The 11,981-nt window shown below is 65.2% G+C and carries 14 protein-coding genes; 8 read left to right on the top strand and 6 right to left on the bottom strand.

What is annotated here, in order from left to right; translation table 11 throughout:
* Positions 1-106: 106 nt before the first annotated feature.
* Positions 107-2,794, bottom strand: coding sequence for a sensor domain-containing protein (locus tag G6P99_RS07105; RefSeq protein ID WP_029085526.1), 2,688 nt, complete (start codon positions 2,792-2,794; stop codon positions 107-109).
* 258 nt (positions 2,795-3,052) lie between these two features.
* On the opposite strand from G6P99_RS07105, the gene G6P99_RS07100 reads away from it, so the two are divergent.
* On the top strand, positions 3,053-4,156 hold the full coding sequence (locus tag G6P99_RS07100; RefSeq protein ID WP_246709464.1) for an NAD(P)/FAD-dependent oxidoreductase: 1,104 nt from the start codon (positions 3,053-3,055) through the stop codon (positions 4,154-4,156).
* A gap of 86 nt (positions 4,157-4,242) precedes the next feature.
* On the opposite strand, the gene G6P99_RS07095 is transcribed toward G6P99_RS07100, so the two are convergent.
* Positions 4,243-4,428, bottom strand: coding sequence for a YdcH family protein (locus G6P99_RS07095; RefSeq protein WP_029085524.1), 186 nt, complete (start codon positions 4,426-4,428; stop codon positions 4,243-4,245).
* 240 nt (positions 4,429-4,668) lie between these two features.
* Here G6P99_RS07095 and G6P99_RS07090 point away from each other — a divergent pair, with 240 nt between their 5' ends.
* The 3 genes from G6P99_RS07090 (at position 4,669) to G6P99_RS07080 (ending at position 5,839) form a co-directional block, all read left to right on the top strand.
* A complete protein-coding gene (locus G6P99_RS07090) occupies positions 4,669-4,875 on the top strand; it encodes a YdcH family protein (RefSeq protein WP_029085523.1) in 207 nt (68 codons plus the stop codon).
* Between the two features lie 485 nt (positions 4,876-5,360).
* Positions 5,361-5,570, top strand: coding sequence for a hypothetical protein (locus G6P99_RS07085; RefSeq protein ID WP_029085522.1), 210 nt, complete (start codon positions 5,361-5,363; stop codon positions 5,568-5,570).
* 17 nt (positions 5,571-5,587) lie between these two features.
* Positions 5,588-5,839, top strand: a complete 252-nt coding sequence (locus tag G6P99_RS07080; protein ID WP_029085521.1) for a hypothetical protein — start codon at positions 5,588-5,590, stop codon at positions 5,837-5,839.
* 23 nt (positions 5,840-5,862) lie between these two features.
* Here the strand turns inward: G6P99_RS07080 and G6P99_RS07075 are convergent, their stop codons facing one another.
* Positions 5,863-6,594 carry a GGDEF domain-containing protein gene (locus G6P99_RS07075; RefSeq protein ID WP_029085520.1) on the bottom strand — a complete coding sequence of 244 codons (732 nt, stop codon included), beginning with the start codon at positions 6,592-6,594 and terminating at the stop codon, positions 5,863-5,865.
* Between the two features lie 145 nt (positions 6,595-6,739).
* Here G6P99_RS07075 and purE point away from each other — a divergent pair, with 145 nt between their 5' ends.
* Positions 6,740-7,228 carry a 5-(carboxyamino)imidazole ribonucleotide mutase gene (purE, locus tag G6P99_RS07070; RefSeq protein WP_029085519.1) on the top strand — a complete coding sequence of 163 codons (489 nt, stop codon included), beginning with the start codon at positions 6,740-6,742 and terminating at the stop codon, positions 7,226-7,228.
* Positions 7,225-8,328, top strand: a complete 1,104-nt coding sequence (locus tag G6P99_RS07065; protein ID WP_029085518.1) for a 5-(carboxyamino)imidazole ribonucleotide synthase — start codon at positions 7,225-7,227, stop codon at positions 8,326-8,328. Before purE ends, G6P99_RS07065 begins: the two co-directional genes overlap by 4 nt.
* Positions 8,329-8,405: 77 nt before the next feature.
* Here the strand turns inward: G6P99_RS07065 and aqpZ are convergent, their stop codons facing one another.
* Complete coding sequence (aqpZ, locus tag G6P99_RS07060) at positions 8,406-9,125, bottom strand: aquaporin Z (protein ID WP_029085517.1); 720 nt, start codon at positions 9,123-9,125, stop codon at positions 8,406-8,408.
* A 264-nt stretch (positions 9,126-9,389) separates the two neighbouring features.
* On the opposite strand from aqpZ, the gene rpsU reads away from it, so the two are divergent.
* Positions 9,390-9,686 carry a 30S ribosomal protein S21 gene (gene rpsU, locus G6P99_RS07055; RefSeq protein WP_029085516.1) on the top strand — a complete coding sequence of 99 codons (297 nt, stop codon included), beginning with the start codon at positions 9,390-9,392 and terminating at the stop codon, positions 9,684-9,686.
* A 209-nt stretch (positions 9,687-9,895) separates the two neighbouring features.
* Complete coding sequence (locus G6P99_RS07050; RefSeq protein ID WP_245284982.1) at positions 9,896-10,474, top strand: tetratricopeptide repeat protein; 579 nt, start codon at positions 9,896-9,898, stop codon at positions 10,472-10,474.
* Positions 10,475-10,502: 28 nt separating this feature from the next.
* On the opposite strand, the gene G6P99_RS07045 is transcribed toward G6P99_RS07050, so the two are convergent.
* On the bottom strand, positions 10,503-11,435 hold the full coding sequence (locus G6P99_RS07045) for a hypothetical protein (protein ID WP_029085514.1): 933 nt from the start codon (positions 11,433-11,435) through the stop codon (positions 10,503-10,505).
* A 252-nt stretch (positions 11,436-11,687) separates the two neighbouring features.
* Positions 11,688-11,972 carry a cupin domain-containing protein gene (locus G6P99_RS07040; RefSeq protein WP_029085513.1) on the bottom strand — a complete coding sequence of 95 codons (285 nt, stop codon included), beginning with the start codon at positions 11,970-11,972 and terminating at the stop codon, positions 11,688-11,690.
* Positions 11,973-11,981 lie beyond the last annotated feature (9 nt).

Below are 11,981 nucleotides of genomic sequence, written 5' to 3'. Positions count from 1 at the left end.
GCAGCCCTCCTTTCTCGGCTGAAATGATGCGGTGGTTCGACGGTAGCCGCACGGACAACGGATGGCAAGCAGCGCCGACCGGTCCGGACCGGCGGTTCAGGCCCGCCTACCCGGCCTTGCGCACGGATTCCGCAAGATGGTCGCCGCCGACCAGCGCGGCAAATTGACCGATCGGGGCCGGCCTGCCGATCAGATAGCCCTGCACCGCGTCGCAGCCTTCTTCGGCGAGGAACACGAGTTGCGCCTCGGTCTCGACGCCTTCGGCGACGATCGACATCTCAAGGCCGTGGCCGAGATCGATGACCGCGCGCACGATCGCGGCCGATTGCGGATTGCGGCCGAGATTGATGACGAAGGCGCGGTCGATCTTGATCTTGTCGAACGGAAACGCCTGCAAATAGCTCAGCGAGGAGTAGCCGCTGCCGAAATCGTCCATCGAGATGCGGACGCCGAGCGCCTTCAGCCGCCGCAGCAGCGACAGGCCGCGGTCGAAATCCTCGATCAGCACGCCTTCCGTGATTTCGAGCTCGAGCCGGTCGGGCGTCAGCCCGGTCTCGAGCAGGATCGAATGGACGAGGCCGACGAGGTCGCCATGGATGAATTGCGCCGGCGACAGGTTGACTGCGACCTGCAGCGGAGCCGCCCAGGAGGCCGCTTCCCGGCAGGCTTCGCGCAGGATCCATTCGCCCATCTCGACGATCAGGCCGCTTTCTTCCGCGAGCGGAATGAAGTCGCTGGGCGGCACGAAGCCGCGCACCGGATGGTGCCAGCGCGCCAGCGCCTCGAAGCCGATGATCTCGCTGCTTGCAACGCTCGCGCCCGCCGCCGCCTGCGGCTGGTAGTAGAGCGACAATTCGCCGTTCTTGATCGCGACCGACAGCTCCTGGTGCAGCACCCGGCGATCGCGAATCTGCTGATCCATCTCCGGCTCGAAGATCGAGATCGTGCCGCGCGATTTCGCCTTGGCGCGGAACAGCGCAGCGCCGGAATTGGCCAGCAGCGAGGCTGCGTCGGATCCGTTGTGCGGAAACACCGCGATGCCGGTGGTGAGGCCGGTGCGCACCGACTTGCCGTCGATCGCAAAATCCTCCGCGAGCGCCTCGGCGGCCTGCTCGGCCAGCGCAATGCCGGCGGCAGGCTGCTTGCCGTCGATGATGAGGCCGAATTCGTCGCCGGACAGGCGTGCGACCACGCCGCCGCGCGCCGCGCTTTGCAGGCGTTGGGCGACCTCGATCAGCACCTTGTCGCCCATCGCATGGCCGTAGACGTCGTTGATCTCCTTCAGCCCGTCGAGGTCGACGCAGAGCACGGCGAACTCCTCGTCGGTGCCGGCGCAGGCCTCGATCATCTGGGTCAGCGCCTGCAGGAAGGCGGCGCGGTTCGGCAGATCGGTCAGGCCGTCGTGATAGGCCATGTGCGCCATGCGCGACTCGGTCTGGCGCCGGTCGGTGACGTCCTCATGGGTCTTGATCAGATATTGCGGCTCACCGACATCGTCGAGCACGGTCATGCGGCGGGTCAGGAACAGCCGCAGGCCGTCCTTGGTCGAGATCGGGTGCTCCTCGGCGATCATGCTGCGCTTCCGGATCGCGGCCTCGTCGCGGGCGACGATCAGCTTGGCTTCGCGCGCGTTGAAGATGTCGGACGCGGTGAGGCCGGCGGCATCCTCGCGGCGGCGATTGAGGATCGTCTCGGCGCTGCGGTTGGCAAGCAGGTAGCGACCGTCGCTGACGCGCTGGACGATCAGCGAGACCGGGATGTTGTCGACCACGAGCTCAAGGAATTTCTTGTTGTTCTCGAGCTCGCGCGACAGCGAGCGGCGGTCGGTGACGTCCTCGAACAGCGCGATCAGGAATTCCGGTTCGCCGGCCTCGTTGCGGGCGATCACCCGGTTCGAGGCCAGGATGCGCTTCTCCGAACCGCGTTCGACGAAGAATTCGCTGCGGTGATAGCCTTCCGGCGCGTTCAGCGCCGCCCGGTCGGCGACCTCGATGCTGACGGCGGTTTCGGGACGGAAGATCTCGTCGGCGCGCTTGCCCACGATGTGCTCGCGCGAGAAACGCGAGAAGCGCTCGAATGCGCGGTTGGCGAAGATGTAGCGGCCGTCCTCGATGTTCTTGGCCGCGACGCAGACCGGAACGTTGTCGAGCACCGATTCCAGGAATTGGGTGGTCGAGGCGAGCTTGCGCGACAGCTTGCGCTGGTCGGTGCAATCGAGATGGGTCGCGACCGAGCCGCCGTTGGGCAGCGGAAAATATCTCACCAGCACCGACCTCCCGCCGGGCAGTTCGGTGACCAGCCCCTCGGGCGTCGCCGCCCTGGCAAAGAAATCCCCGGCGCTGATGTCGAGCACGCCGCGGCTGCGGCGCAGCTCCAGCAGCTCGGTCCCGGTCATGTTGCGCCTGATATCGGCGCGCGACAGGCCATAGATATCGAGATAGCGGTCGTTGCAGAAGACGATGCGCCCATGCGCATCCGTCATTACGACGCCCTGGTTCAAATGGTTGAGCGCCGACGAGACAAAGGCGTTGCGCCGCAGTTGCGCGCGCTTGGCCTTGCGCAGGGCCGAGAGGATCCAGAGCCCGACCGCACCGAAGAAGGACGCGACCACCACGCTGCCGATCAAAAGCTCCCAGACCACGCCGGGGTCGAGGTCACCGAGATAGGTCGACGGCGCGAACGCGCCGGTGCCGGCCGAGGCGACACCGCACGGGGTGACGGCGGCGATCAGGCAAAGCACGGCCCTTGCCGGAATCGAATTCTTCCCGCCCGCCTGCCACTTCCTGCCAGCCATCGATCACCCGCGGATTTCCGGTGCGAGTGTTCGGCTCCGGCAGTTTGGATCGGGTAAACGCGTAGGGATGCAACCGGAAAATGCGACTTAATATACGGCAATTGCCCTGACATGATTAATGCTCCACTAACAAGGCATGGCTCCCCAACTATTCGAGATGGCCCAAGCACTTGCTCAAACGCGCCGGATCGGCTGAACGATGCTGGCGCGGGGCGGCAAGCCCGCAATGCGCGGAAATATTCGGACCTGAAGGACGAGATGGACAGGGTTGATTGCGTGATCGTCGGAGCGGGGGTGATCGGCCTCGCCGTGGCGCGCCGGCTGGCACAGGCCGGCCGCGAAGTGATTGTGATCGACGAGGCCGAGGCGATCGGCACCGTGACCTCGTCGCGAAACAGCGAGGTGATCCACGCCGGCATCTACTACCGCGCCGGCAGCCTGATGGCGCGGATGTGCGTCAGCGGCAAGCGGGCGCTTTATCGCTACTGCGCCGAGCACGGCGTCCCGCACAAGAATTGCGGCAAGCTGATCGTCGCCACCACAGCTGCGGAGACCGAGAAGCTGCAGTCGATCCGCTCGCATGCCGAGGCCAACGGCGTCGACGACATGCAGCTGTTGTCAGGCGAGGCCGCGCGTGCGCTGGAGCCGGCGCTGAATTGCGACGCCGCGCTGTTGTCGCCCTCGACCGGGATCATCGACAGCCATGCCTATATGCTGGCGCTGCGCGGCGACGCCGAGGCCGCCGGCGCGGCATTCGCGTTCCACACGCCGCTGCTGCACGCCCGGGCCACCGCCAACGGGTTCGAGATCGAGACCGGCGGCGCGGCGCCGATGACGCTCGCCTGCGACCTCCTGGTCAATGCCGCCGGCCTCGGCGCCACGGCGGTCGCCCGCGGTGTCGAGGGCATGCCGATCGAATTGATTCCAACGGCTTATTTGGCGAAGGGCAATTACTTCAGCTGCAGCGCCCGGGCGCCATTCTCGCGGCTGATCTATCCGGTGCCGGAGCCCGGCGGGCTCGGCGTGCACCTGACGCTCGACATGGCCGGACAGGCAAGGTTCGGCCCTGACGTCGAATGGATCGATCACATCGACTACGCCGTCGATCCGGTGCGGGCCGAGCGGTTTTATCCGGCGATCCGGAAATACTGGCCGACGCTGCCGGATGGCGCGCTGATGCCGAGCTATTCCGGAATCCGGCCCAAGATCGTCCCGCCCGCGGTGGCGACCCAGGATTTCCTGATCCAGGGGCCGGCCGACCACGGCGTCGCTGGCCTGATCAACCTGTTCGGGATTGAATCGCCCGGACTGACGTCATCGCTCGCGGTCGCCGACCATGTTGGCGACCTGGCCGAGCTCTGAGCGCATGCAGCATAGCCTGCCGGGGGATGGTCGCACTCAAGCGTCCATCCGGCGGCAGATAAGCTTGGTTGATGTTGGTGGGGGAACTAGTGGACCGTATCGTCCGCGGAACTCTTCAACCGCTCGATTTGATCCTTGACCATCAACTTGCGGCGCTTCAGTTCGCAAATATGCAGGTCGTCGACTGAGGGGTGCACGAGCGCTTCGTGCAGTTCGTTTTCGAGTATTTTGTGCTTACGCTCCAGCTCAACGAGATGGGCCTGTATTGCCATTGCGAACTCTCCTCGGTGCGTTAAACCTCAGGTTCGATCCGGACTCCCGAGTTTACACAAGTGGACGGCGCTGTCGACGGGGAAAGCGAAATGCCACACGCACGTGTTTCGGTTTATCTGTAACCAATCGTGACTATGGAACCGGACCGGCTTGCGCGGCGCGCGCCCAAGGAGGATATTCCAGCAAGCGGCTGCTTCGGCCGCAACAATCTCATCGTGCTTATCAGTTAATACACAACCATGAACGATCAGGATGAGCGCGAACTCCACGCCGAGCTCGCGCGTCTGCAACAAGAGCACCGCGACCTCGATGCCGCGATCGACGCGCTGCATCAGTCGCCGGCGCCGGATCTCCTGATGCTGCAACGCTTGAAGAAGCGGAAGCTGCAATTGCGCGATCGCATCGCCTTCATCGAAGACCAGATCACGCCCGACATCATCGCCTGATGCGCGCAGCGCGCGGTTCGGCGGCCCCGATTCAAAATCAGACGGCAGTTTTCCCCGTCATCCACAGTTCGCGTGCCGGCTTCACATTCGTGGCACCGGCGGGGAATGAGGCTAGATCAGGATAGACCGCTTCGCGGTCGCTTCGGCCGTGGCACCACGAGCCGCAGGATCGACTTGCACCCCGGGCACTGCAGGGCCATCGCCTCGTAGTCGCTGTTCAGCATCTCGGCGCCGATCCAGCGCCTCGTGAGATCGCAGGACTCGCAGCGTTGCTCTAAGTCGTCCATACGCCGTGCTTCCGAACTGTGCGGGCGGTGGTGCACGCTATCGTGCATATGAAGTCTACATCGTTAAGAAGCGATTAGGAAAGCGGCTGTCCGGGCCGTTGCGGGCGATCACTCGCGAAGGCGGAAGCACGCTTGACTCTGTCAGAACAAAATAGGAACATATTGATTCAGCCGCCAGCCATGAGAGGGAGTTTCGCCATGTCCGCACCGCGTTCCCAGCCCGAGCACAGCCACTACGAGAAGGCCTGCGATCAGGCTATCGCGATGTGCGACGGCAACCTGCGCAGCACCATCAAGGCGCTGATCATGGCCAATGAATATCTGGAAGCCGAGCTCGAGGAGTTGCAGGCCGCGGTCACCGCCGGCTGCGTTCCGGCGCAGAGCCAGGCGGCGAGCGACGCCGCTTAACATCCGGAGCACCAGCGATGACCGATGTCACCTACTACGTGGCGTTGCCCTTCATGCAGGACGACGACGGCACGCCGGTCGCCGGCAATGCTGAAGAGTGCCAGAGCTCGGCGATCGCGCTACGCCGTGCGGAGACGATGTCGCGAATGCCCGGCAGCATCGGCGCGGTCGCATTCAGCCGCACCGGCGATCCTGCGATCGGCGAATTCGGCGACGCCAAGCTGTTGCGCGCCTACGGCAACGTGCCGAAGGATCTGAGCGCGCTCTAATCCCTGGCGTTTTCGAGCGAAGTCTAGGATTCGTGGCGCCGCTGCGCCTTGCGCACATACATCGCCCGGTCCGCCTCATCGAGGACGCGCTCGACATCCGAATGTGCGGTGAGGATCGCGACGCCTGCGGAGGCGCCTGCCGAAACGTGGCTGCCACGGAACATGAAGGTCAGGCGGTCGATCGCCTCCTCCAGCGCCGCGGCTTTGGCCCTCGCATCGGTCTCGCTGAGATTCCACAGCAGCACGGCAAACTCGTCGCCGCCAAGGCGGCCGACCACGTCGGACGCGCGCACCTGATCCGATATCGCGGCAACGATCGCCTTCAGCACCTTGTCGCCCGCCGCATGCCCGAAGCTGTCATTGATCGGCTTGAGACGGTCGACGTCGAGCACGATCAGCGCGCCGGAGGCGTGATAGCGCTTGATGAAGGAGAGCGAACGGGCGAGCTCGCGCTCGAAGCCGCGCCGGTTCAGGATGTCGAGCAGGAAGTCGGTCTCGGACGACGCCTGCAGCTCCTCGATCCGGGCCTGGGCCCGCGCCAGCTGTGCCCGCAGCCGGCGGATCGTCGATTTGTCGCCGGATGCCACCGCCCCGCGCGTGGACGCTTCGGTTCCAGCCCGTTTGGTTCCAGCCTTTTTGCTTCCAGCCTGCTTACGTCCAGCCTTGCCCGGCCCGGATTTGCGCGCGGCCGTCGTGCCTTTGCGTCGTTTCGATGCCCCCGAGGCGGCCGCCGTCGTCTTCTTCTTCATGCGCATCCTTGTTGAGGCCTGCTTATGAAGGCTTGCCGGGATTCACCAAGACAGGATAGTCCATTCTAACTCCCTTGCCACGCCTTGGATGACGCCCGGGCCGCCCCTATAATCGGCCTATGCTTTTGGATTCCTGCACAGAATTGAAGAGATGACCGCTCCGATCGCCATCATCATGGGAAGTCAGTCCGACTGGGAGACCATGCGCCACGCCGCCGACACGCTGGCTGCGCTCGGTATTGCCTGCGAAACGCGCATTGTTTCGGCCCACCGCACCCCCGATAGGCTCTATGCCTTCGCCAAGGGCGCCAAGGCTGCCGGCCACAAGGTGATCATCGCCGGCGCCGGCGGCGCAGCCCATCTGCCGGGCATGGCGGCCGCGCTGACGGAGCTGCCGGTGTTCGGGGTTCCCGTTGAGTCGAAGGCGCTGTCCGGCGTCGATTCGCTCTATTCGATCGTGCAGATGCCGGCCGGGATCCCGGTCGGAACTCTCGCGATCGGCAAGGCCGGCGCGATCAATGCCGCCTTGCTCGCGGCCAGCGTGCTCGCGCTCAACGATGCTGCCCTGGCCGGCCGGCTTGCGGCCTGGCGACAGCAGCAGACCGACGCGGTCAAGGACCATCCGGAGGGCACGGCGTGACGGCTTCTGATACAGTGAAGCTGAAGCCGGGCGACACCATTGGAATCCTCGGCGGCGGACAATTGGGCCGGATGCTGGCGATGGCCGCAGCGCGCCTCGGGCTCCGCTGCCAGGTGTTTTCGCCGGACCCGGACTCGCCCGCGTTCGACGTGGTGCAGAACGCGACCTGCGCGGAATATGCCGACGTCGAGGCTCTCGAACTGTTCGCCAACGACGTCGACGTCGTCACTTATGAGTTCGAGAACGTCCCGGCCGCGACTGCCATGGTGCTCGCCGCGCGACGCCCGGTGCTGCCGGCGCAGAAGATCCTCGAGACCACGCAGGACCGGCTGATCGAGAAGGATTTCGTCAGCAGGCTCGGCATCGGCACTGCTGATTATGCCGACGTCTCCTCGGTCGCCTCGCTGCGCACGGCGATCGAACGGATCGGCCTGCCGGCTGTCATCAAGACCCGCCGCTTCGGCTATGACGGCAAGGGCCAGGCGATCATCCGCGCCAGCGACGACCTCGAACAGGTCTGGCAGGACCTCGGCACCAAGTCGGCGATCCTCGAGGCCTTCGTGCCGTTCGAGCGCGAGATCTCGGTGATCGCGGCCCGCTCCGCGTCCGGCGAGGTCGAGTGCTTCGACGTCACCGAGAACGAGCATCGCGACCACATCCTGAAGATTTCCCGCGCGCCCGCTGCAATCCCCGAGGAGCTAGCTGCGCAGGCGCGGGCGATCGCCGAAAAGATCGCCACGGCGCTCGACTATGTCGGCGTGCTTGCAGTGGAGATGTTTGTCGTGCCCGGCAATGGCGCGGCGACGGTGCTAGTCAACGAGATCGCGCCACGCGTGCACAATTCCGGCCACTGGACGCTCGACGGCGCCTCGATCTCACAGTTCGAGCAGCACATCCGCGCGATCGCCGGCTGGCCGCTCGGCAAGCCGGTGCGCCATGGCGAGGCCACCATGACCAACCTGATCGGCGACGATATCCTGAGCTACGAGCAGTGGCTCACCGTCCCCGGCGCTACCGTGCATCTCTATGGCAAGGGCACGCCGCGCCCCGGCCGCAAGATGGGGCACGTCACCGAAGTGACGCCGCCCCGCAAGCCTTGATCCGCCACGCTTCGCAGCGGCATTCGCGACAGATCGATGGAAACGGGATCGTGGCAGCCACGATCCCGTTTTGCCGGTCAGGTCTTCACGCCGGCGACGACACCGGTCGGCTCGTCGCTGAGCCAGCGATAGATCACGCCGCCCAAGGCACCGCCGATCAGCGGTGCGACCCAGAACATCCAGAGCTGCGCCACCGCCCAGCCGCCGACGAAAAGTGCCGGCCCGGTGCTGCGCGCCGGGTTCACCGAGGTGTTGGTGACGGGAATGCTGACCAGATGGATCATCACCAGCGCAAGGCCGATCGCGAGCGGCGCGAAGCCGGCAGGCGCCTTGCCATGGGTCGATCCCATGATGATGAACAGGAACATCATGGTCATCACCACTTCGGTGATGAAGCAGACCACCATGCTGTACTGGCCGGGTGAATGCGCGTCATAGCCATTGGAGGCGAAGCCCTTGCTGACGTCGAAGCCGGGCGCGCCGCTGGCGATCACATAGAGCAGCCAGGCCGCGATGATGGCACCCACGACCTGCGCGACGATGTAGGGCAGCACCTGGCCGCCCGGAAAACGCCCGCCCGCAGCCAGCCCGACCGTGACGGCCGGGTTGAGGTGACAGCCCGAGATATGGCCGATCGCATAGGCCATGGTCACCACGCTGAGCCCGAACGCCAGTGACACGCCGACCAGGCCGATGCCGACCTGCGGAAAGCCGGCCGCGATCACCGCGCTGCCGCAGCCGGCAAATGTGAGCCAGAACGTACCGATGGCCTCGGCCGCGTATTTCTTCATCGCCATGTGGCATCTCCCCTATTTCCAATGTCCGAAGTTCTCAAAACTCCGGGAACGGCCCCCATCCCGGCGCCAAATCACCCAAATCAGGGCCGCACAAAGGCATTTTCGCCCCATTTCGTGGCTTTACTAGGCCCGAAAGTCACTCGACCGGTGGACATCTGCGCGTTTGTCTGATACATGCGCGCGCCTAGGGTTAAGAGGCAGGCCTTTTGCCGCCCCTTCACCTCGCCAGAATTCCGAACCGATCAATTCAAAAGAGGATGCCGCGTGCAGGTTCTCGTCCGCGATAACAATGTCGACCAAGCTCTCAAGGCGCTGAAGAAGAAGATGCAGCGCGAGGGCATTTTCCGCGAGATGAAGCTCCGCGGTCACTACGAAAAGCCCTCTGAGAAGAAGGCTCGCGAAAAGGCCGAAGCCGTGCGCCGTGCACGCAAGCTGGCGCGCAAGAAGCTGCAGCGCGAAGGCCTGCTGCCGATGAAGCCGAAGCCGGTGTTTGGCGCTGGTCCGGGTGGCGATCGCGGTGGCCGTCCTGGTGGTCCGGGCGCTGGTCGCGGCCCTCGCTGAACCGTTTTGCAGATATGGAAGTCTAACAGCGCGGGCCCCGGGCCCGCGTTGTCGTTTTGAAGCGAGCCTCGTTCCGGGGTACCAATGCAAAATTACCGGCAGGAGCATTTTGCATAATGGCTGCTTCGGCGCTCCGCCCCCTTCCCCCAGGACCAGTACATCCAGGGACTGCGCACCGCCGTCGCGCATCGCAACTCATCATCGTTGCAGTGGCTCTCGGCCTGCCGCTCGGAGGCTGCTCCTTCGATCTCGGATCATGGGGCTCGAACGACAAGCCGAAACCGGCTGCCACCGCCGACAAGCCGGCTGCCGACACGATCACGCCGCAGGACATCAACAGCGCCAAGGATCACGCCACGCGCGGCCAGGTGCTGGCGCATTCCGGCAAGCTCGACGAGGCGCAGGCGGAATTTGAGCAAGCGCTGACGACCGATCCCTACAACATCCAGGCTCTGTACGGCCGTGGCCTGATCTATCAGGGCCGCGGGCAACATCAGCAGGCGATCGACGATTTCACGGCGGCCAGCGGGCTGTCGCCGCAGAAGGCCGAGCCTCTGGTCAGCCGCGCCACCAGCTATCTCGCGCTCGACAAGACCAAGCAGGCCGTCGCCGATCTCGACGAGGCCGTGCAGGCCGATCCCAACAATGTTGCGGCGTGGAGCGCGCGCGGCCAGGCCTATGAGCGTCTTGGCGACAAGGCCAAGGCGGCGGTGTCCTATAATCGCGCGCTGGCGCTGCGGCCAAGGGACGAGACCGCCCGCAGCGGGCTGGCGCGCACCGGCGGATAATTGTTCGGCTTACTTCGACGAGTTCGGCTTACTTCGGCAAGACGGCGTGGAACATCGACTTCATGCCGGAGAACACGTCGTCGGTCACCGAGGTGCGCTCACTGGTCCGCTCGTTCTTGGACGCCGGCATGGCGGCGTCGGCACGCAGGTCGAGCGGGGCCTGCAGCACCGGAACCGGAATATCGGCCGGCGGCGTCAGCCGGTTCGAATCTCGGTTGGAATCCTGGGCGCTGGCGGCGTAGGGCGGACGCGGCTGCGAGGATTGATCGCCATTCTCGCCGGACGGGTTCGACACCATGATCGGCGGCGGCAACGGCCGGATCGCCGACGCTGCGGCCGGACGCTGCTGGTCAGGCAGGCGGGCGAGATCGGGGCGCGCCGCATCCTGGGAGCGCGCAGCGTCCTGCGGACGCTCCTTGCGCAACCGCTCGATGGCGGCGCGGGCAAGATCGTTGGCGTCGCGGTTTTCCTCAGGCGTGACCGCGGCCTCGGTCGGCGCGGCTGACGTCGCAGGAGCGGAAGGCTGCGGCGCGGCAGCGGGCGCAGCCTTCGCGACCGCCTTCGGCGCCGCCGGATGATGGCGCGTATCGGCGGGAATGCTGGCCGTATCGGCCGGCGCATCAGGCTTTACGTCAGCAGCCTTGGGGTCAGCAGATTTGGGGTCGGCCGGCTTCTCGGTGACGGTGGCCTTCTCGGACGCGGAGCGCTCGATCAGCGTGCGCTCGGACATGCCCTTGGCCTTCACGCCGGCTTCGGGAAGGCTGCTGACCACGGTGGACTTTTCGGCGGGCTTAGCGGCGGCCTTCGGATCGGCTTTGGGATCCACGGCGGCGGTCACGGCTGCGGCCGCCGGCGCTTCCGGCCTGGCCACGATGTAGTGATTAACGATGTACGCCCCGATGATGGTCGCTGCCACCGAGGGTAAGATGTCCATCACGAATTTCTTCAGGTAACTCAGCATGACCTGCCACTCCCCGCCCCGGTATTTCATGCTGGAACTTTGAGGCACATTCAGGGATCAACTGCGACGGATCGGTGGCAAACCCCCGTTCCGCCGTCACCTTTGGTGTCATCTTGGTTTCAGCCGGAGGCGCCCCCTGCGCAGGCCGCATCCGCCTGCTAGATCATCGTGCAGCCGTTAACGGGTTATGAATTTCCACAGCCCCGCAGGCTCGGGCCTGCCATTCGGCGCGCGCAGGGTTAAGGCGCCGCGTCAGGGCTTGAGTTCGACCTCGAGGAACACGATCTCGCTGGCCGTCTCGTTGAGCACGTCGTGCTGGACCCCGGCCTTGCGGAAATAGGACTTGCCGGCGGCGAGTTGCGCCTTGGAGCGCTCGCCGTTCGGCGCCACGATCGTCATCTCGCCCGCCGTAATCGGAACGATGACGTAGTCCATCTCATGGGTGTGGTGGCCGGTGGCGCTGCCCGGCGCGAGCCGCCACTCGGTCACGCGGACCTCCGCCGTATCCACCTGCACATCCGATTTGGCGCTGAGCATCGTCATTCT

Source organism: Bradyrhizobium sp. 6(2017) (assembly GCF_011058295.2).
GTDB lineage: Bacteria > Pseudomonadota > Alphaproteobacteria > Rhizobiales > Xanthobacteraceae > Bradyrhizobium > Bradyrhizobium septentrionale.
This window is presented reverse-complemented; position numbering and strand designations above follow the sequence as displayed.